Annotated in this window: 18 protein-coding genes; 4 read left to right on the plus strand and 14 right to left on the minus strand. The window is 70.1% G+C overall.

Features of this window, described 5'->3' with window-relative positions; all coding sequences use genetic code 11:
- Window positions 1-123: 123 nt before the first annotated feature.
- Both LNW73_RS11975 and LNW73_RS11980 read right to left on the minus strand, forming a co-directional pair.
- Complete coding sequence (locus tag LNW73_RS11975; protein ID WP_250977398.1) at window positions 124-471, minus strand: ATP-binding protein; 348 nt, start codon at window positions 469-471, stop codon at window positions 124-126.
- Window positions 472-575: 104 nt separating this feature from the next.
- Window positions 576-1,742, minus strand: a complete 1,167-nt coding sequence (locus tag LNW73_RS11980; protein ID WP_250977397.1) for an adenosine deaminase — start codon at window positions 1,740-1,742, stop codon at window positions 576-578.
- A gap of 100 nt (window positions 1,743-1,842) precedes the next feature.
- Between LNW73_RS11980 and LNW73_RS11985 the strand changes: the two genes are divergently transcribed.
- Window positions 1,843-2,619, plus strand: coding sequence for an alpha/beta hydrolase (locus LNW73_RS11985; RefSeq protein WP_250989907.1), 777 nt, complete (start codon window positions 1,843-1,845; stop codon window positions 2,617-2,619).
- A gap of 4 nt (window positions 2,620-2,623) precedes the next feature.
- Here the strand turns inward: LNW73_RS11985 and LNW73_RS11990 are convergent, their stop codons facing one another.
- A complete protein-coding gene (locus LNW73_RS11990) occupies window positions 2,624-3,004 on the minus strand; it encodes a hypothetical protein (RefSeq protein WP_250989908.1) in 381 nt (126 codons plus the stop codon).
- 156 nt (window positions 3,005-3,160) lie between these two features.
- Entirely contained in the window at window positions 3,161-4,147 is a 987-nt protein-coding gene (locus LNW73_RS11995) for a LysR family transcriptional regulator (protein ID WP_250989909.1), read from the minus strand.
- Window positions 4,148-4,239: 92 nt separating this feature from the next.
- Between LNW73_RS11995 and LNW73_RS12000 the strand changes: the two genes are divergently transcribed.
- Window positions 4,240-5,604: an MFS transporter gene (locus LNW73_RS12000; RefSeq protein WP_250989910.1), complete on the plus strand. Its 1,365-nt coding sequence runs from the start codon at window positions 4,240-4,242 to the stop codon at window positions 5,602-5,604.
- 79 nt (window positions 5,605-5,683) lie between these two features.
- Here LNW73_RS12000 and LNW73_RS12005 read toward each other — a convergent pair whose 3' ends face one another.
- Together LNW73_RS12005 and LNW73_RS12010 are read right to left on the minus strand one after the other, a co-directional pair.
- Window positions 5,684-6,274, minus strand: a complete 591-nt coding sequence (locus LNW73_RS12005) for a Uma2 family endonuclease (protein WP_250989911.1) — start codon at window positions 6,272-6,274, stop codon at window positions 5,684-5,686.
- 106 nt (window positions 6,275-6,380) lie between these two features.
- Window positions 6,381-6,776, minus strand: coding sequence for an ATP-binding protein (locus LNW73_RS12010; RefSeq protein ID WP_250989912.1), 396 nt, complete (start codon window positions 6,774-6,776; stop codon window positions 6,381-6,383).
- A 308-nt stretch (window positions 6,777-7,084) separates the two neighbouring features.
- Here LNW73_RS12010 and LNW73_RS12015 point away from each other — a divergent pair, with 308 nt between their 5' ends.
- Together LNW73_RS12015 and LNW73_RS12020 are read left to right on the plus strand one after the other, a co-directional pair.
- Window positions 7,085-7,966, plus strand: a complete 882-nt coding sequence (locus LNW73_RS12015; protein ID WP_250989913.1) for a helix-turn-helix domain-containing protein — start codon at window positions 7,085-7,087, stop codon at window positions 7,964-7,966.
- Between the two features lie 5 nt (window positions 7,967-7,971).
- The gene (locus LNW73_RS12020) at window positions 7,972-8,190 is read left to right on the plus strand and encodes a DUF397 domain-containing protein (RefSeq protein ID WP_250989914.1); all 219 of its coding nucleotides are present in this window, start codon (window positions 7,972-7,974) and stop codon (window positions 8,188-8,190) included.
- A 143-nt stretch (window positions 8,191-8,333) separates the two neighbouring features.
- Here LNW73_RS12020 and LNW73_RS12025 read toward each other — a convergent pair whose 3' ends face one another.
- The 8 genes from LNW73_RS12025 to LNW73_RS12060 all read right to left on the minus strand — a co-directional run bounded on the left by LNW73_RS12025 (window position 8,334) and on the right by LNW73_RS12060 (window position 18,136).
- A complete protein-coding gene (locus LNW73_RS12025) occupies window positions 8,334-9,611 on the minus strand; it encodes a thymidine phosphorylase (RefSeq protein ID WP_250989915.1) in 1,278 nt (425 codons plus the stop codon).
- Between the two features lie 11 nt (window positions 9,612-9,622).
- A complete protein-coding gene (locus LNW73_RS12030) occupies window positions 9,623-10,075 on the minus strand; it encodes a cytidine deaminase (RefSeq protein WP_308407662.1) in 453 nt (150 codons plus the stop codon).
- Window positions 10,072-11,349, minus strand: a complete 1,278-nt coding sequence (locus LNW73_RS12035; protein ID WP_374118085.1) for an ABC transporter permease — start codon at window positions 11,347-11,349, stop codon at window positions 10,072-10,074. The genes LNW73_RS12030 and LNW73_RS12035 overlap by 4 nt, the downstream gene beginning before the upstream one ends.
- On the minus strand, window positions 11,346-12,458 hold the full coding sequence (locus tag LNW73_RS12040; protein ID WP_250977388.1) for an ABC transporter permease: 1,113 nt from the start codon (window positions 12,456-12,458) through the stop codon (window positions 11,346-11,348). The genes LNW73_RS12035 and LNW73_RS12040 overlap by 4 nt, the downstream gene beginning before the upstream one ends.
- Window positions 12,455-14,020: an ABC transporter ATP-binding protein gene (locus tag LNW73_RS12045; RefSeq protein WP_250992892.1), complete on the minus strand. Its 1,566-nt coding sequence runs from the start codon at window positions 14,018-14,020 to the stop codon at window positions 12,455-12,457. Before LNW73_RS12045 ends, LNW73_RS12040 begins: the two co-directional genes overlap by 4 nt.
- A 345-nt stretch (window positions 14,021-14,365) precedes the next feature.
- The gene (locus LNW73_RS12050) at window positions 14,366-15,400 is read right to left on the minus strand and encodes a BMP family lipoprotein (protein WP_250992893.1); all 1,035 of its coding nucleotides are present in this window, start codon (window positions 15,398-15,400) and stop codon (window positions 14,366-14,368) included.
- A 153-nt stretch (window positions 15,401-15,553) separates the two neighbouring features.
- Window positions 15,554-16,687, minus strand: coding sequence for an amidohydrolase (locus LNW73_RS12055; protein ID WP_250989916.1), 1,134 nt, complete (start codon window positions 16,685-16,687; stop codon window positions 15,554-15,556).
- 333 nt (window positions 16,688-17,020) lie between these two features.
- A complete protein-coding gene (locus LNW73_RS12060) occupies window positions 17,021-18,136 on the minus strand; it encodes a hypothetical protein (protein ID WP_250989917.1) in 1,116 nt (371 codons plus the stop codon).
- Window positions 18,137-18,190 lie beyond the last annotated feature (54 nt).

An 18,190-nucleotide genomic window follows, 5' to 3' on the forward strand; every position in this document is an offset into this window, starting at 1 on the left:
CGTAGCAAGAGCGACGGGCCGTACTCCGCCGGGAAGGCAGGGTACGGCCCGTCGCCGCGTCACGATGCGCTGAGCGGTCGCTGGTCGGTCCGCGGCTGGGCACCGCGGGGTCGGTGTGGAGGGTCAGCCGAGCAGGCCGCCGGGCAGCGCGTTGCTGGAGATCGGGCCGGTCGGCAGCTGCTTGCCCCCGACCGGCAGACCGCCGAGGAGGCCGCCGACCGGGTCCTTCTGGGCCTCCGGCAGCGTGGAGCCGCTTCCGGTGAGCACCGTCTTGGTGGACTCGGTGGCCGTGCTGAGACCGGGCAGGGCGTCGGTGACCTGGCCGGTCGGCAGCTGGCCGGCCAGCTGGCCCACCGTGCCCAGGGCGTCGACGGCGGGGAGGGCGGCGGCCGAGGCGGAGCCTGCGGCAGCGGCGGCGAAGGCGACGCCGAGAGCGGCGGCACCAAGGGTCTTCATGGTTCGGGTCGTCATGGCTCCGGAACGTAGTCATGACATCACGAAGGGTGCAAGCGGGGAAAATATGTACGGGCGTGGCCGTAACCCGGGGGTCACGGCCACGCCCGAAGGTTTCCCGATCAGCCCTGCGGCGTGGCAGAACCGCTGGCCAGCGCCGGTGTGGCGGCGGCCTGCTGGAACAGCCACTCCGCCTTCAGTTCGGCGTATCCGGGCTTGATTACGTCATTGATCATCGCGAGACGTTCATCGAAAGGGATGAATGCTGATTTCATCGCATTGACCGTAAACCACTGCAGGTCATCGAGGGAGTACGCGAAAGCCTCGACCAGGTGCTCGAACTCACGGCTCATGCTCGTGCCGCTCATCAACCGGTTGTCGGTGTTCACCGTGACCCGGAAGTGCAGCCGGCGCAGCAGCCCGATGGGGTGCTCGGCGTACGAGGCGGCGGCCGCCGTCTGCAGGTTGGACGACGGACACATCTCCAGCGGGATCCGCTTGTCGCGGACGTAGCTGGCGAGCGGGCCCAGCTTGACCGCACCGTCCTCGGCGACCTGGATGTCGTCGATGATGCGCACCCCGTGGCCGAGCCGGTCGGCGCCGCACCACTGCAGCGCCTGCCAGATCGACGGCAGCCCGAAGGCCTCGCCGGCGTGGATCGTGAAGTGGTTGTTCTCCCGCTTGAGGTACTCGAAGGCGTCCAGGTGCCGGGTGGGCGGGAAGCCCGCCTCGGCGCCCGCGATGTCGAAGCCGACGACGCCGTGGTCCCGGTAGCGGTTGGCGAGTTCGGCGATCTCCAGCGAGCGGGCCGCGTGCCGCATCGCGGTCAGCAGCGCGCCGACGCGGATGCGGTTGCCGTCCTCACGGGCCCGGCGCTCGCCCTCACGGAAGCCCTCGTTGACCGCTTCGACGACCTCTTCGAGGGTCAGTCCGGCTTCGAGGTGCTGCTCGGGGGCGTAGCGGATCTCCGCGTACACGACACCGTCGGCCGCGAGGTCCTCGGCACACTCGGCGGCGACCCGCACCAGCGCCTCGCGGGTCTGCATGACCGCGCAGGTGTGGGCGAACGTCTCCAGGTACCGCTCCAGGGAGCCGGAGTCGGCGGCCTCGCGGAACCAGGTGCCGAGCTTGTCCGGATCGGACTCGGGGAGACCGGTGTATCCGGTTTCGCGGGCGAGATCGACGATCGTGCCGGGGCGCAGCCCGCCGTCGAGGTGGTCATGGAGGAGCACCTTGGGCGCGCGACGGATCTGGTCCGGGGTCGGGGTGCTCGTTTTCTGGCTCTGCATTCACGAACGATACCGCCTACGCGCGTAGATCACCTCCCGGGACGGATTATTTTCCGCACGGACATGTAGCGCACACCCCTCCGTCTGCCATCGTTGGGCCATGGCTTCGCAAGCATTAACGGCGCGGGGGGCCCGGCTCGGCCGGCCGGTCGCGCCGGGACTCGTTCCCGCCCCACGGCGCGAGACCGCGGAGACGGTCCGCGCCGTCGTCCTCGTCCTCCCCGGCGGCGACGCCATCAGCACCCGCCGCCGCTCCCCCCTCGCCGCCGCCCTCATGTGGCCGCTCGCCCGCCACCTGGTGCGCGAGGGCCGGGCCGACGGTCTCGCCGCCCATGTCGTCCACTACCGCTACCGCGGCTGGAACGGCGGCAACGCCCACCCGGCGGAGGACGCCGCATGGGCCGTCGGCGAGATCGTCCGCCGCTACGGCGATGTCCCGGTCTGCCTCGTCGGCATGGACATGGGCGCCCGCGCGGCCCTGCACGCGGCGGGCCACCCCGCCGTCAACTCCGTTGTGGCGCTGTCCCCTTGGCTGCCGCCCGGCGAGGAACCCGATCCGGTGAAACAGCTCATCGGCCGCCAGGTCCTCATAGCCCACGGCACCGACGACTTCGCCACCGATCCCGAGCTCTCCTACCTCCTCGCGGAACGCGCCAAGAAGGTCAACCGCGACGTCTGCCGCTTCGAGGTCCACACCGACGGCCACACCCTCCACCAACACCGCGCTGAAATCTTCGCCCTCACCACCGACTTCACCCTGGGCGCCCTCCTCGGCCGCCCCTTCGCCCGCCCCATCGCCGACGCACTGGCGGCCCCACCGCCACTGGGGTTGCGGATGCCACTCGCCTCCGGCTTCGGCCAGTCCCTCCGGGCGTGAGCGATCACGCCTGGGGATCTGCCACGTCAACGTAATTCTTGATCTCCCGCTCCGCCTGCCGCAGCATCGCGCCGATCTCCGCAGTCGCCGCCCTCCGCGCGGCCCGGTCCTCGGACTCCGCGAAGATCCGCTCGCACTCATGCAACCGCGCTGCACGGACGGGGTAGCGGTTGATCGCCACCCACACCCCCCACTTCCGCAGGAAGGCATGCATGGGCGCCAGGCTGGAAGTCTGGATCGCCGTCTCCCAGGCGGTCCGCATTTCCACTTCGAACTGGACCCCGTTGGGCAGACTGAGGTGATTCACTGCCACCCTCAGTGAAGCCTCGGTCAGTGGCGGCAGCGGGATGAGCGGCCCGTCGCCCTCTGTGGACTGCGCGGTCACAGGTACTCCTTCGCGAAAGCCCGGCCGATGGAGCGACCAGAGCCTGACTTGCCGTTGCACGCTACACGCCGAGGGTGCCGCGCAGCGGCTTCTCCGCCCTCACACCCTGGCGCTCCCCTCGGCCGCCCAGGAGGGCCCAGCCCCTCGCGCCACCACCTACCGCGGCAGGAGCTGGCCCCGGCGCGACAGCAGGAACTTCTTGAACGCCGCCACCGGCGCCGTGTCCGGATGCCCGTCCAGCCACGCCACCCCGATGTACCGCACCGCGCGCGGCGCCGACACCGTCAGCTCGACCACCCCCGGCCGCGGCACCGCCGGCGGCGGCAACAGCGCCACGCCCAGGCCCGCGGCCACCAACCCCCGCAGCGTCTCCGCCTCCTCGCCCTCGAACGCGAGCCGCGGCACGAAGCCGGCCTCGGCGCAGAGGTCGTCGGTGATCCGCCGCAGCCCGTAGCCCGGTTCGAGGGCGACGAACAGATCGCCCGCGGCCTCGTCCAGCCGGACCCGCTTCCGCGTCGCCAGCCGGTGGTCGGCGGGGACCACCAGCCGCAGCCGCTGCTCGTCGAGCCGCCGGACCACCAGGTCCGGGGCGTCGGGCGGCGGCGACGTCAGGCACAGGTCCAGCTCGCCGGCGCGCAGCCGCTCCAGCATCGCCTCCGCGTAGTTCTGCACCAGCTGGAACTGCACGCGCGGATAGTCCGCGCGAAAGCCCCGCAGCAACGACGGGACCGTCTCGGACCCGAGCGTGTGCAGAAAGCCGAACGCCACCTTGCCCGTGTGCGGATCCGCGTCCACCCGTACCGCCTCGGCGGACCGCTCCACCTCCCCGAGCGCGCGCTCCGCCGACGCCAGGAACGTGTGACCCGCGCGGGTCAGCTGGACGTTGCGGCCCCGGCGGGCGAACAGCGCGACCCCCAGATCCTGTTCCAGCCGGACCATCGCACGGCTCAACGTCGACTGCGGCATCCCGAGTTGCTGCGCGGCGCGCGTCACATGCTCATGCCGCGCCACAGCGGCGAACTGCGCGAGGCGCGGCGCCAGCACCGCCGCCCAGGACTCGCCGTCCAGGTCCGCGACGGTCGGCGCCGCGACCGGCGGCCGCCCTGTTACGGAAGTGTCTTTTCCGTTGCGGGGCGATGACATCGACCCCGCTGACCTCTGCTCATGCGTCACAGCATCAATACTGCACCGTTTGTGCATTGGACGCATAAAAGTGACGGTCCTAGATTCATGGCATGCCTCCCGCCGATACGGGGGCGTCCGCCGCACAGCGCGCGGGCGCCTCTGCTCCGCCGTCCCCCGACACAGCCGCCGCTGGCGCGGCGCAAGCAGCCAAGCTCAGCCCCGGCAGCCCCGGCTACCGCCGCGCCAACTTCGCGCTCTTCGCCGCCGGTCTGGCGACGTTCGCGCTCCTGTACTCCACGCAGGCGCTGCTCCCCGCGATCTCCGCCGACCTCGCGCTGACCCCCGCCCAGGCGAGCCTCACGGTCACCGCCACCACCGCCGCGCTCGCCATCGCGCTGCTGCCGGTGAGCGCGCTCAGCGAGAAGTACGGCCGTACGGCGGTCATGACCGCGTCCGTCTTCAGCGCGGCCCTCCTGGCCCTCGTGATCCCGTTCGCCCCGGACCTCACCACGCTCGTCGCGCTGCGCGCCGTCCAGGGCGTGGCCCTCGCCGGCCTCCCCGCGACCGCCATGGCGTACCTCGCCGAGGAGATCCACCCCAAGGCGGTGGCCTCCGCGATCGGCCTGTACGTGGCGGGCAACAGCATCGGCGGCATGAGCTCGCGGGTGTTCTCCGGAGCGGTCTCCCAGGCACTCGGCTGGCGCACCGCGCTCTTCGTCGTCGGCCTCATCGCGCTCGCCTGCGCGGTCGCGTTCCGCCTGCTCGTCCCGACGGCCCGCAACTTCCAGCCCGGCCCGGTCAACCCGGCCGCCCTCCTCCGCACCGTCACCGGCCACCTCGGCAACGCGCTGCTGCGCAGGCTCTACGCGATCGGCCTGCTCTTCATGGCCGTGTTCGGCGCGGTCTACACGGTGCTCGGGTATCGGCTGATGGCTGAGCCGTTCGGTCTCTCGCAGACCGCGGTCGGCCTGATCTTCCTCGTCTACCTGGTCGGGACGGCGGCGTCGGCCGGGTCTGGCGTGCTTCTTGGCCGGGTCGGCCGGCGGGGGGCCTTGTACGTCGCGGTGAGCCTGGCCGCGGCCGGGCTTCTGCTGACTCTGTCGACGTCGCTGGTTCTCGTTCTGGCCGGACTGGTGCTGATCACCGGTGGTTTCTTCACCGGCCACGCCGTGGCGTCGTCCTCGGTGAGCCGGACGGCGACGACGGGGCGCGCGCAGGCCTCGGCGCTGTACCTGACGGCGTACTACATAGGGAACAGCGTCGGCGGAACCGTGGGCGCTTCCGCTTTCCATGCGGCGGGGTGGGAGGGGACGGTGGCCCTGAGCCTCGCGGCGCTGGTCGGGGTGGCGGGGATCACCCTGTACGCCACGCGGCGCGCCGTGCTTTCTGCTCGGGCCGGTGGGGGGTCGGGGGCCGGGCCTTCCGGTGCAGGGGTCCGAAATCGACTATTTACGAGCCTGGCGGCTCACAAATAGCTCGGCAGCATTTCGGACCCCTACACCTCCAGCCCCGTCCCCCTCACGTCCAAGCCCCGGCGTCGGCTGAGCACGGCGTTCATCCGACGGGGAACGATCCGGTCTCCAGCGTGATCCCGAACGGGGCGGGCAGCTCGATCGGATCGCCGAACTTCACGGCGTGGTGAGACCGGTAGACATCACCCTCCGGCTCGCTGAACAGGGTGACGGTCGGACCACCAGGTGCCCAGGAGTCGATCAGCAGATACAGCGGCACCCCGGCGCACGCGTAGGCGGCGGGTTTGCTGATCCGATCATGGCCCGGGTTGCTCGGCGAGGTGATCTCAGCGATGAGCCGGGCCTCACTGGCGGCGATGAAATGACCGGGCCTCTGCAGCGCCGCCTTCGGCACAACCGCCAGGTCAGGGATAAAGAGGCCCTTGCGCGACGGCACTGCGAGCCCCTGCGTTTGAAAGATGCCCCAGTCTCGGGGGATCACCCGATACAGCTCACGTTGCAGATCATCCGCAATGTTGTTGTGGTCATTGGCGGGCGGTGGTGCCACGGTGACGATCCCCTCGATGATCTCCACCGTGCAGCCCTCGGGTACGTCCGTCTCTTCCCAGATACGGACGAGGTCGTCCCAGCCGTAGCCGTTGTACGACTCCGGCTCGACGTTGAGTGCGCTCATGGTGTGCTCCTCGTTCGGTACGTCACCGATCCCAGCATGCAGAACGGGACCGGTGGACGTCCACCGATCCCGTTCACCCATACGGGGAAGCCGCAGGCCAGAGGCCTCATCTGGCGTGGCTGCCCCCGGCTGCGAGCTGGGCCCAGACGAGTTTGCCGACGCCCTGGCGGGTGTTCACGCCCCAGCATCCGCGGGTGAGCTCCTGCACCAGCGCGAGGCCGCGCCCCCATTCGTCGTCCTCGGACGGCTGCCGCATCTCCGGCCGCTTCCCGTTCGCGTCATGCACCTCGATGCGCACGCCGCCGGCCAGGCGGATGACCCGCGTCTCGACCCGCCGGCCCGGCACCCGTCCGTGCACCACGGCATTCGTCATCAGCTCGGAGATGACGAGCACAGCCGGTTCGGCGAGGCCCGCCAATCCCCAGTCGTTGAGCGTGTCCTCCAGCAGGTGCCGGGCCTGGCCGACCGAGCGGGGTGAGGACGGCCACCGCGTCGTCACCACGGAGGCCCCATCGCGAACTCCGCCCCTGGGCGGTACCTGTTGCATCGTCGTGCCTCCGTCGTCCCGGAGCCGTTACTCTCGGCGAAGTCGTGCGTGCTCTATGTGAGCAACCGCATGCAAGCGTGGCACTCCCGGCGCTACGGTGATAGCGCTCCAGCGGAATTCTGCCGTCAACTTTTCGCGTGAACTTCCTTGTCCCACCAGGGATTTCACACCCCACGACGACATCTCCCGCTGTGGCGCAGAAGGTTCCTTGCACCTGCGGAACCTTCCCCCACACACTGGAACACTGCGCGGAGGAGAAGCAGATGATCACAGACGTGGAGGCGGCAACGCCCGCTCTCTGCCGTCTCCAGTTAGGCAGCGAACTGCGCCAACTGCGGCTGGCCGCCGGCCTCAAGGGTGCCCAAGTGGTCAAGAAGCTGATCTGGAGCCCGTCGAAGCTCACCCGACTGGAAACCGGGGAGAATTCGTCCGTCGAGACCGCTGATGTGATGGCCCTCTGCGAGATCTACGGAGCGGATCCGGAGACCCGTGCCCGGTTGCAGGGATACGCGGGCGTGACGAAGACCAAGAAGGACTGGTGGCTGACGCCGGAGTACCGGCCGGTCATCCGGCCCGGCTTCAAGGCCTACCTCGATCTGGAGGCCACCGCCGCGGTACTCCAGAACTACGAAGCCGAATTCGTCCCCGGCCTGTTGCAGACCGAGGCGTACGTCCATGCGATCTATCAGGCGGACGCCGCCCTCTCGGCCGATGACATCGATCGACTGGTCGCCATTCGGACGACCCGGCAGGAAGTTCTGCACCGCGCGAAGACACCGCTGAAGTTCACGGCGATCATCAACGAGGCCGTGCTGCGTCGCTGCGTTGGCGGACCGACGGTCATGCGGGAGCAACTCACCCACATCGTGAACGTCACGGAGTCCCGGCCCAACGTACGGGTGCAGATCGTGCCGTTCCGGGCCGGGGTTCATTCGGGAATGAGCGGGTCGTTCTTCGTCCTGCACTTTCCGGAACGGCTCGCCCTGAAGCCGATGGTCTACATGGAGAACCTGACGGACGCGGTCGTCAAACGCAGCGACGGTGCCGTCGAGCGGTACGCGGACGCGTTCTCCGAACTGCAAGCCCTTGCTCCGGGACCGCAGGAGTCCCTGAGCATGATCAAGGAAGCGATCAAGGAGCATTGATACAGATGACCACCAAGGCCGACACCCTCAACGACGCCGTCTGGTTCAAATCCAGCTACAGCGACAACCAGGGCGGCGCATGCGTCGAGGGCGCCCGCCTTGCTGACGGCTCGATGGCCGTCCGCGACTCCAAGGACCCGCACGGGCCCGCGCTCGTCTTCACCGCAGACGCCTGGCGGTCGTTCGCGGCCGCAGTCGGGTACGGCGAGTTCCCCGACGCCTGAGTACGGACGGAGGGGGACGGGGGCGGAGGGGGAGGGGTTCGAAATGCTGCCGAGCTATTTGTGGGCCGCCAGGCCCGTAAATAGTCGATTTCGAACCCCTCCCCCGGAGTCACCGGCCCCCGGCCGGTCCACGCACCCGCAGGTCAGGCGATCCGGTCCAAGACAATCGGCTTAGGCTCGAACGTCGCGTCCGTCGCGCCGACCAGGATGCCGCCGTGCAGCGCCTCCAAGGCGTAGCCGAACTTCTCCGGCGTGTCCGTGTGCAGCGTCATGAGGGGCTGGCCCGCCACGACGGAGTCGCCCGGCTTGGCGTGCAGCTCGACGCCCGCGCCGAGCTGGACCACGTCCTCCTTGCGCGCGCGGCCCGCGCCGAGGCGCCAGGCCGCGATGCCGACGGCGTACGCGTCGAGGATCTCCAACACACCGCTCGTCGAGGCGTGCACGACGTGCTGTTCCCGCGCCACCGGCAACGTGGCGTCGGGGTCGCCGCCCTGGGCGGCGATCATGCGGCGCCAGACGTCCATCGCGGAGCCGTCCGCGAGGGCCTTCGCCGGGTCGGCGTCAGGCAGACCGGCCGCGTCGAGCATCTCGCGCGCCAGGGCGAGCGTGAGCTCGACGACGTCAGAAGGCCCACCGCCCGCCAGCACCTCGACCGACTCCCGCACCTCCAGCGCGTTACCGGCCGTGAGGCCGAGCGGCGTGGACATGTCCGTCAGCAGCGCGACCGTGCGCACACCGTGGTCCGTGCCCAGACCCACCATCGTCGACGCCAGCTCACGCGCGTCCTCGATCGTCTTCATGAAGGCGCCGGTGCCGACCTTCACGTCGAGCACGAGCGACCCCGTGCCCTCGGCGATCTTCTTCGACATGATCGAGGAGGCGATGAGGGGGATCGCCTCGACGGTGCCGGTGACGTCGCGCAGCGCGTAGAGCTTCTTGTCCGCGGGGGCGAGGCCGTCGCCCGCGGCGCAGATGACCGCGCCGGTGCCGCGCAGCACGTCGAGCATCTCGGCGTTGGTCAGCGACGCGCGCCAGCCCGGGATGGACTCCAGCTTGTCGAGGGTGCCGCCGGTGTGGCCCAGGCCGCGGCCGGAGAGCTGCGGAACGGCCGCGCCGCAGGCCGCCACGAGCGGGGCAAGCGGCAGCGTGATCTTGTCGCCGACGCCGCCGGTGGAGTGCTTGTCGGAGGTGGGGCGCGGGAGGGAGGAGAAGTCCATCCGCTCACCGGAGTTGATCATCGCGGCGGTCCAGCGGGCGATCTCGGCACGGTCCATGCCGTTGAGGAGGATCGCCATGGCGAGCGCGGACATCTGCTCGTCGGCCACGGCACCGCGCGTGTACGCGTCGATGACCCAGTCGATCTGCTCGTCGCTGAGGCGGCCGCGGTCGCGCTTGGTGCGGATGACGGAAATGACGTCCATGAGGGGTTTCCTTAGCGGTTCAGGTCTTCGGAGCCGAAGGCGTCCGGCAGGACTTCGCTCATCGGGACGACGCCGCGCGGCGTGTCGACGAGGAGGCCGGGGCCGCCGTTCTCCCACAGCAGCTGGCGGCACCGGCCGCACGGCATCAGCAGGTTGCCGTGCAGGTCCACGCAGGTGAAGGCGGTCAACTTGCCGCCGCCGGAGGCGTGCAGCGCGGAGACGAGGCCGCATTCGGCGCAGAGCGCGACGCCGTACGAGGCGTTCTCGACGTTGCAGCCGACGACGACACGGCCGTCGTCGACGAGGGCGGCCGCGCCGACCGGGAAGTGCGAGTACGGGGCGTAGGCCCGGGACATGATGTCCCGGGCCTGCTTCCGCAGGCCCTCCCAGTCGACGGAGTCGACAGGAGTCGAGCCGGCACCGGCACCGGCGTCATCGAAGCCCTCGGCAGGAGCACGCGTCACTTGCCCTGGCCCTTCCGGTACGGCTGGCCGTCGGCCGCCGGCATCCGCAGTCGCTGCGAGGCGAGCGCGAGCACCAGCAGGGTGACGATGTACGGCGTGGCACCGACGAGCTGTTCGGGCACGGTGTCGGTCAGCGCGTACCAGACCACCAGCAGGACGGCGACGGCGCCGCCCACCACGGCCGGCAGGTACTTCTTCTGGTAGAGCCGCCAGGCGGCCAGCGCGGCCAGGCCGACCGCGAGGGCGAGCAGCAGGGCGTGCACGGTCTCGCCGCCGTTGCGCAGCTGGAGGCTGTCGGAGTAGCCGAACAGGCCGGCGCCCATGGCGAGCCCGCCGGGCCGCCAGTTGCCGAAGATCATGGCGGCGAGGCCGATGTAGCCGCGGCCGCCGGTCTGGCCCTCGTTGTAGATGTGCGAGGGGACGATGGCGAGGAACGCGCCGCCGAGGCCGGCGAGGCCGCCGGAGGCGATGACCGCCAGGTACTTGTACTTGTAGACGTTGACGCCCAGCGACTCGGCGGCGATCGGGTTCTCACCGCAGGAGCGCAGCCGCAGACCGAACGCGGTCCGCCACAGGACGAAGAACGTGGCCACGAAGAGCGCCGCGGCCAGGAGGGTGAGCGACGACAGGTCCGTGACGAGGCCGCCGATGATCCCGGCGATGTCCGAGATCAGGAACCAGTGGTGGCCTTCGAGGGTGTGCATCCAGTCGGAGAGGCCGGGCACGGTGAACGACTTGATGTCGTCCATCGGCGGCGACTGCTTGGGACTGCCACCCGCGGCCGCGGCCTTGCCCATGCTGAACCAGATCTTGGCCAGGTACTGGGTGGTGCCCAGCGCCAGGATGTTGATCGCCACACCGGAGACGATGTGGTCGACGCCGAAGGTCACGGTCACGACGGCGTGGATCAGGCCGCCGGCCGCGCCACCGAGGATGCCGGCGAGGACGGCGAGCCACGGGTTGGTCTGCCAGCCCGCCCATGCTCCGAAGAACATGCCGAGCATCATCATGCCCTCGAGGCCGATGTTGACCACGCCGGCCCGTTCCGACCACAGGCCGCCGAGGCCGGCGAGGCCGATCGGCACGGCCATGGTCAGGGCGCCGGAGATCTGTCCGGAGGACGTCATGTCGTTGGCGCCGGTGATGGCGCGGACGGCGGAGATGAGGACCAGCGCGCCCGCGATGATCAGCAGCACACGGGAGAACGTGAGCTTGGCGCGGATCTTCGCCGCGGGGCTCTTGGCGGTCTTGCCGGGGGTAGCCGTGGCGCTCACGCTGCCGCCTCCTGCTTGCTCTTACGGGCCTGGGCGGCGAGTTCTTCGCCGACCTTCTGTTGCTGGCGTTTGATGCCGTAGCGGCGGACGACCTCGTAGGCGACGACGACGCAGAGCACGATGATGCCCTGCATGACGCCGACGATTTCCTTGTCGTAGTCCTCGAACTCCAGCTTGTTGGAGGCGATCTCCAACCAGCCCCACAGCAGCGCGGCCAGCGCGATGCCGATCGGGTGGTTCCGGCCGAGCAGCGCCACGGCGATACCGGTGAAGCCGATACCGGCCGGGAACTCGGTGCTGAACTGGTGCGCGTCGTTGAGCAGCACCGGCATGCCGACGAGCCCGGCGATGGCGCCCGACAGCAGCATGCTGGTGATGATCATGCGCTTGACGTCGACCCCGCTGGCCCCGGCCGCGGACTCCGACTGGCCGACCGTCCGCAGGTCGAAGCCGAAGCGGGTGCGGGAGAGGCCGAACCAGTAGAGGACGCCGACGAGGGCGGCGATGACGATGAAGCCCCAGATCGTGCCGTCCGTGCCCATGTCGAAGCCGAAGAAGTGGCCCGAGGAGGGGAGTTCCTTGGTGGAGACCGAGTTGGTGTCCGCGTGCAGCTGGGCGAGCCGGCCGGGGATCATGAAGTAGCCGATCACCGCGGTGGCGATGGCGTTCAGCATGATCGTGGTGATGACCTCGCTGACCCCGCGGGTCACCTTGAGCACACCCGCGATGCCCGCCCACATCGCACCGACGAGCATCGCGGTGAGGATGATCAGCGGGATCTGGATGAAGGAGGGCAGGTTCACCGCGCCGCCGACGACGGCCGCGAAGAAGGCCGCGAGGCGGTACTGGCCGTCGACGCCGATGTTGAACAGGTTCATCCGGAAGCCGATGGCCACCGCGATGCCGGCGAGGTAGTACGGCGTCGCCTTGTTGAGGATGAAGACCTGGCTGTCGCTCGTCAGGCCCTTGTCGAACATCACGTTGAACGCGTGGAACGGTTCCTTGCCGGTGGCCAGGAGCACGAGCGCGGTGAGGACGAAGGCGGCGACGATCGCGAGTACGGGCGCGGCCAGGCCGAGGATCAGCCGGTCCTTGTCGAACTTCTTCATCGGTCCTCTCCTTCGGCGTCCGTGGGCTCGAGGTGGCCGGAAGCGGCGCCGGTCATGGCGGAACCCAGCTCCTCAGGAGTGATCGTGGCGGGGTCGGCGTCGGCGACCAGGCGGCCGCGGTACATCACCCGCAGGGTGTCGGACAGGCCGATCAGCTCGTCCAGGTCGGCGGAGATCAGCAGCACGGCGAGGCCCTCGCGGCGGGCCTGCCGGATCTGGTCCCAGATCTGCGCCTGCGCGCCGACGTCCACACCACGGGTCGGGTGCGCGGCGATCAGCAGCTTGGGCAGGTGGCTCATCTCGCGGCCGACGATCAGCTTCTGCTGGTTGCCGCCGGAGAGGGAGGCCGCGGTGACCTCGATGCCGGGCGTACGGACGTCGTACTCCTTGACGATCCGTTCGGTGTCGCGGCGGGCCGCGGTCAGATCCAGCAGCGCGCCGCGGCTGTTGGGCTTCTCGGTGACGTGGCCGAGGATGCGGTTCTCCCACAGCGTGCCTTCGAGGAGCAGGCCGTGCCGGTGGCGGTCCTCCGGGATGTACCCGATGCCGTCCTCGCGCCGCTTGCGGGTGGGGGCGGTGGAGATGTCGGCGCCGTCCAGGGTGATCACCCCGGCGTCGGGGGTCCGCATCCCCATGATGGCCTCGACCAGTTCGGCCTGGCCGTTGCCCTCGACCCCGGCGATGCCGAGCACTTCGCCCTTGTGGATCGTCAGGCTGACGTCGCCGAGCACGGTGCGCTCGACGCCCTCGGCGTCGACGGCGGCCAGCTTCAGCCCCTTGACGTCCAGCAGGACCTCGCTGGTCACCGTGGACTCGCGGGTCTCCGGCGACGGCAGTTCACTGCCGACCATGAGCTCGGCGAGCTGCTTGACGGTGACCGACTTCGGGTCGGCGTCGCCGACCGTCGTGCCGCGGCGGATGACCGTGATCGCGTCGGCGACCGAGAGCACCTCGCCCAGTTTGTGCGAGATGAAGATGATGGTCAGGCCCTCGGACTTGAGCCCGCGGAGGTTGGCGAAGAGCGCCTCGACCTCCTGCGGCACGAGGACCGCGGTCGGCTCGTCCAGGATCAGGGTGCGGGCGCCGCGGTAGAGGACCTTGAGGATCTCCACGCGCTGCCGGTCGGCGACTCCGAGGTCCTCGACGAGGAGGTCGGGGCGGACGCCGAGGCCGTAGGCGTCGGAGAGCTCCATGATCTTGGCGCGGGCCTTGCCGCCGATGCCGTGCAACTGCTCCGCGCCGAGAACGATGTTCTCCAGCACGGTGAGGTTGTCGGCCAGCATGAAGTGCTGGTGCACCATCCCGATGCCGAGCCGGATGGCGTCGGCCGGGGTGTGCAGGTCGGCCTTCTCGCCGTCGAGGGTGATGGTCCCCTCGTCGGGGCGCTGCATCCCGTAAAGGATCTTCATGAGGGTCGACTTGCCCGCGCCGTTCTCGCCGACCAGGGCGTGGACGGTGCCACGGAGCACGGTGATGTCGATGTCGCGGTTGGCGACGACGCCGGGGAAGCGTTTGGTGATGCCGCGGAGTTCGACGGCGGGGGGACTGCTGGACGCGTTGATGACGCACTCTCCTCGCGGGGCAGAGCGGAGCGATGGGGGTGAACGTATCGCGAGGATCGGACTCTACGCGCGTAGCGGCGCCAGATCCACAGTTGTCGCGGGATACATACGGCACGGTGGCCGCACAAGCGGTCTCGGGGAAGTGGGGTGCGTTCCCGCGTCGTCCGGTGCGGTGACTCGGCGTGCTGCCGCATTGCCCCTGTACTGGACGTACCGGGGTGATGCGGCAGTGCGGCGAGGTGCCGTGCCGGGCGGCGTGGGGGCGTGCTCCACTTCCCCGAGCCCGCTCAGGCACGAGGCCCGGCAGGGAACGTCACGCTCCCTCGCCGGGCCTCGCGTCGGTGATCAGCTGGTCGGAGTCGTCCGGACCGTCAGCGTGCCGTCGGTGATCTTCTTCTTCGCGGCGTCGAGCTGCGCCTGGATGTCGTCGATGTAGCCACCGGAGGTGGCCAGGCCGACGCCACCCGCCTTGAGGTTGTAGATGTGCGTGCCGGTCAGCGGCTTGCCGTCCTTGACGCTCTTGATGACCTCGTAGACCGCACCGTCGACGTTCTTGACGGCGGAGGTCAGGATCGCGGTCTTCCACTGCGCCAGGCCCTTGTCCTGGTACTGGTCGCCGTCGACACCGATCGCCCAGGTGCCCTTCTTGCCCGCGACGGCCTCGATGGCGCCGGCGCCGGAGCTGCCCGCGGCCGCGTAGATCACGTCGATACCGCTGTCGAGCATGCCCTTGGCCTTGGCCTTGCCCTCAGCCGGCTTCGCGAAGCCGGAGAAGTCGCCGCCCTGGGTGATGTACTGGATGTCGACCGAGACGCTGGGCTTGGTGTCCTTGACGCCCTGCTGGTAGCCGGCCGCGAACTTCTTGATCAGCGTGGTGTCCACGCCGCCGATGAAGCCGACCTTGTTGGTCTTGGTCTTCAGCGCCGCGGCGACACCCGCGAGGTAGGAGCTCTGCTCCTCGGTGAAGTTGATGCTGTCGACGTTCGCGCCCTCGACCACGGAGTCGACGATCGCGAAGGTCGTCTTCGGGAACTTCTTCGAGACGGCCTTCACCGAGTCGGCATAGGCGAAGCCGACACCGATGACCGGGTTGTAGCCCGCACCGGCGAGGTCGTTGAGCTTCTGCTCGCGGTCCGCCTCGGTGTCGGTGTTCTTGGCGGTGAGCTCCTTGCTGCCCAGGCTGAACTCGGCCTTGGCCTTGTCCAGGCCCTTGGCCGCGGAGTCGTTGAAGGAGTGGTCGCCTCGGCCGCCGACGTCGTAGGCGATGCCTACGCCCTTGTCCTTGCTGTCGTCGGAGCTGCTGCTGCCACACGCGGTGGCAGTGAGGGCGAGGGCCGCGGACGCGACTCCCGCGGCAACGATCTTGGTAACCCGGCGCACGAGGGTCCCCTTCATTCGAAAGCGCCCCGTCCGGCGCTGGCTAAGCGGGAGCTTAACGCGCGTAGATGTCAGGTAAAGGCTGAATGAAGACCTGTTATCGGATCGACGCATTTCGGCCAGGTGAACCACCCGTGAGCGTCGCGCCACCCACCGTCAGACCAGCAGCGCAGCCCCTGCGAGCAGCTCCGCGCCGATCACGACCGGGTCCTCGGCGTCCTCGGATTCACCCGGATGGACGCCGTGTCGCGGCGACCCGTCGACGGGTCGCAGACCGAGCCGGGCGAGCGCGCCCGGCACCTGCTCCAGGTACCAGGCGAAGTCCGCACAGCCGAGGCTCTGGCCGGTGTCCTCGACGGCGTGCGCGCCGCGGCTCAGCGTCATCGCCTCGCGCAGCAGCTCCGTCGACTCCACCTCGTTGACGACCGGGGGGACGACGCGCTGGTAGCGGATCTCGCACTTGGCGCGGTACATGCCGGCCACCTGGTCGATCACCTCGTGCACCAGGTCGGGGGCGTCGTTCCAGGCCGCCAGGTCCAGGCAGCGGACGGTGCCCTCCAGCTCCGCGTGCTGCGGGATCACGTTGCAGGCGTGGCCGGCCTCGATGCGGTCCCACACGACCCGGACGCCGGAGCGCGGGTCCATCCGGCGGGCCAGTACGGCCGGCAGCTCGGTGGCCATCTTGGCGGTGGCCATCACCAGGTCGGTGGTCAGATGCGGGCGGGCGCTGTGGCCGCCCGCGCCATCGAGCTTCAGGACCAGACGGCCGACGGCCGCGGTGATCGGGCCCTGCCGCAGACCGATCCGGCCGGTGTCGGTGTCCGGGTCGCCGTGCACGGCGAGGATCCGGCCGACGCCCGCCAGCACCTCCGCCTCGATGGCGCCGAGCGCTCCGCCCGGGGCCGCCTCGTCCGCGGGCTGCAGGATCAGCCGCACCGGGCGCGGCAGCCGGCCCTCGCGTTCCAGGGCGGCGAGCGCCAGAGCGGCGCCGAGCAGCACCGCGTCGATGTCGCTGTGCAGTGCGAGGCGCGGGCGCGCGGGGTCGGTGGCGCCGATGTCACAGACGATTCCGGTCCCACCGGGCAGTGCCCGCGGCCGTAGACCGTCCTGCTCCAGCCGAGCCAGAACGGCCGCGGCGGCGGCCGCGGCGTCATGGGAGTCCGGCCGGCCCGTCGCGGGGCGGCGGCTCAAGTCCCGGCGGAACGCGATCAGTTCAGCGCGAAGCCCGGTGGGCAGCGCGCCGGATGGCACTGCGGGTGAGTCGTTCACCTCCGACAGCGTAGGCCCCATGGGAGATCCTCCAGCGTTGATCGAGAGAAATTCATTCCTGTTGAAGGAGAAGAAATCACCCGATCGGCGCATACCCAATCCCTCTGGGGGGTATCACGGCCTCTTGGGCCTTCACCACCCATCCCATCCTCGCTCAACGATCCATCGATCGCGAGGCAACGGCTCCGGCGCAGGGGGTGTCCCGTGCCACACCGGGGTCCGGTGGCCCGGAGCGTAGGGGCGGGGCATCGCGGCCCGCTGGATCCGCCGGGCGGATCCGGGCCCTCAAACCGTCAAGGTGGCCGAGGTCAGGCCGTCGCCGTGGCCGAGGTCAGGCCGTCGCTGTCGCCGAGGTCAGGCCGTCGCCGTCGCCGAGGTCAGGCCGTGCAGGTCTCTGGCGGTGCCGGTGATGCCGGAGAGGAAGCCCTGCGCGCGGGGTGAGGCGGTGTGGGTGAGCCAGCCGTCGTCGATGTCGCGGACGACGACCTTGACCCCGGTGCCGGCCAGCGCGAGCGGCAGCGTGTGGACGACCGTGGAGGGGAAGCTGAGCACGGTGTGCCCGATCGGCCCGCGGCGGGCGACGAGTTCCAGCGGCAGGTCGGGGCGGACGATCTCCAGCCCGGTCTCGACGGCGAGCCGGTGCAGCTTGGCCGTGTCCTCGCGGCGGTGCGCGAAGTAGCGGGTGGCGCCGTGGGATTCGGCGAGGGCGGCGACCGCCGCGAGGTACCGGTCGAGGTCGACGACCCCGGTCTCGACGAGGGACGTGCCGATGATGTCGGTGCCGGCGGTGATGCGCGGCGGTCCGAAGCGCGACCGCGTCCACGCGAACCGGTTGGCGCGCAGCGCCATCCCGGCCGGTGGTGTCGCCGGCATCGCGCTGAAGAGTTCGACGGTGCGGCGGCGGCCGGGGGTCAGCCGGCGGCGGGCGGCCGAGGCGAAGATCGCGAAGGCGGCGTCGACGGGCGACCGGCGGCCGGCGCGGTGCCAGCGCACCAGACGGCCGCCCCTGCTCAGGATCTCGGTGAACTCCATGGTGGCGGTGCCGTCGTCGACGACGGTGATCTCCCGGGCCCGGCACAGCGGCAGCAGCACCTGCACCAGCCGGGAGAACGGATCGCCGATGACGAGGTGGCGTACGCGCAGCAGCAGCGGCGCCAGGGTCATGGCGGTGCGCAGCAGGCCGAGCCGGTTGCTGCGGGCCTCGAACCAGCGGACGGTGACGCCGTCGTCCCGGGCGAGCTCCGCCATGCGGCGCAGCTGCCCGCGGCTCATCGGGTCGCGGGGCGAGAGCACCACGACGGTGAGCGGGCCGGTGACCGGGCCGCCGCCCGGGGCGGCAGGTGCCGCCCCGGGACGCGATGCGGCGACCGCGGTCGGGGGGTGTATGTGCGACCACTCCAGGACGTTGAGGAGCTGGACAGGGGACTCGACCAGTGCGAGCGGTCCCCGGCCGGATGCGGGCGCGGTCATCCCGTGACTCCTCGTTCTCATGGTTCGCGTTGCCCTCGGGCCATGGGGGCAGGG

Source organism: Streptomyces sp. RKAG337, from assembly GCF_023701715.1.
In the GTDB taxonomy this organism is placed as follows: Bacteria; Actinomycetota; Actinomycetes; order Streptomycetales; family Streptomycetaceae; genus Actinacidiphila.

Bases quoted from the DNA above. Each gene is read 5' to 3' on its own strand.
- LNW73_RS11975 (WP_250977398.1), bottom strand. From the start codon at position 471: ATGACGACCCGAACCATGAAGACCCTTGGTGCCGCCGCTCTCGGCGTC.
- LNW73_RS11980 (WP_250977397.1), bottom strand. From the start codon at position 1,742: ATGCAGAGCCAGAAAACGAGCACCCCGACCCCGGACCAGATCCGTCGC.
- LNW73_RS11985 (WP_250989907.1), top strand. From the start codon at position 1,843: ATGGCTTCGCAAGCATTAACGGCGCGGGGGGCCCGGCTCGGCCGGCCG.
- LNW73_RS11995 (WP_250989909.1), bottom strand. From the start codon at position 4,147: ATGTCATCGCCCCGCAACGGAAAAGACACTTCCGTAACAGGGCGGCCG.
- LNW73_RS12000 (WP_250989910.1), top strand. From the start codon at position 4,240: ATGCCTCCCGCCGATACGGGGGCGTCCGCCGCACAGCGCGCGGGCGCC.
- LNW73_RS12005 (WP_250989911.1), bottom strand. From the start codon at position 6,274: ATGAGCGCACTCAACGTCGAGCCGGAGTCGTACAACGGCTACGGCTGG.
- LNW73_RS12015 (WP_250989913.1), top strand. From the start codon at position 7,085: ATGATCACAGACGTGGAGGCGGCAACGCCCGCTCTCTGCCGTCTCCAG.
- LNW73_RS12020 (WP_250989914.1), top strand. From the start codon at position 7,972: ATGACCACCAAGGCCGACACCCTCAACGACGCCGTCTGGTTCAAATCC.
- LNW73_RS12025 (WP_250989915.1), bottom strand. From the start codon at position 9,611: ATGGACGTCATTTCCGTCATCCGCACCAAGCGCGACCGCGGCCGCCTC.
- LNW73_RS12040 (WP_250977388.1), bottom strand. From the start codon at position 12,458: ATGAAGAAGTTCGACAAGGACCGGCTGATCCTCGGCCTGGCCGCGCCC.
- LNW73_RS12055 (WP_250989916.1), bottom strand. From the start codon at position 16,687: ATGGGGCCTACGCTGTCGGAGGTGAACGACTCACCCGCAGTGCCATCC.
- LNW73_RS12060 (WP_250989917.1), bottom strand. From the start codon at position 18,136: ATGACCGCGCCCGCATCCGGCCGGGGACCGCTCGCACTGGTCGAGTCC.